The 744-nt window shown below is 73.9% G+C and carries 1 protein-coding gene and 1 pseudogene; one reads left to right on the forward strand and one right to left on the reverse strand.

The features are described 5' to 3' along the window. Positions 1 to 489: membrane protein YczE (gene yczE / locus DZG00_RS16060; protein WP_119455851.1), on the reverse strand; the 489-nt coding region annotated here is incomplete at its 3' end. 63 nt (positions 490 to 552) lie between these two features. Here yczE and DZG00_RS16065 point away from each other — a divergent pair. Continuing rightward, positions 553 to 744: pseudogene (locus DZG00_RS16065) on the forward strand (GntR family transcriptional regulator); the annotation flags it as partial.

Below are 744 nucleotides of genomic sequence, written 5' to 3' on the forward strand. Positions count from 1 at the left end.
CCCCCCGAGCGCCCAGCCGATCGCGAGCACGACCAGCTCGATGCCGACGCGCACGCGCCAGACCGGCCAGCCCGTGCGGCGGTGGATCCCGGTCATGAGGCCGTCACGCGGACCGGGGCCGAAGTGCGCGCCGATGTAGAGGCCCGTCGCGACGCCGAGGAGCACGAGGCCGGCGGCGAAGAGCGGGACGCGGATCCAGGGGCTGTCGACCGCGGGGACCACGGCGAGCGCCACCTGCGCGCTGTAGCCGACGAAGACGACGTTGAGGACGGTGCCCCAGCCGGGGCGCTGGCGGATGGGGATCCAGAGCAGCAGCACGAGCGCGCCGATGATGTTGGTCGCCACCCCGAACGGCAGGCCGGTCCTGAGGGCGAGGCCCTGGCCGAGGACGTCCCAGGGGGAGACGCCGATGGTGGCCTGGAGCATCATCCCGATGGCGAAGCCGTAGAGGAAGATGCCGATGGCGAACTGGACTGAGCGACGGAGCATGGGGGAGATCCAATCGCGGTCCGGGGTTGCGGGACAAGAGGCCAATCGCCAGGCTGTGGCCTCATGACCCCCGCAGGATCCGCTCCCTCCGCCGTGCTCGGCCCGACCGCCCTCACGGCACTGCTGGGGGAGTGGACCCGCCCGGGCGCTCCCGCGTACGCCGCGCTCGCCGACGGGATCCGGCGCCTCGTGCTCGACGGCCGCGTGCCCGTGGGGGCACGGCTGCCCGCCGAGCGAGAGCTCGCGGCGGCGCTC

This window comes from Clavibacter lycopersici (assembly GCF_003576405.1).
Classification (GTDB): Bacteria; Actinomycetota; Actinomycetes; order Actinomycetales; family Microbacteriaceae; genus Clavibacter; species Clavibacter lycopersici.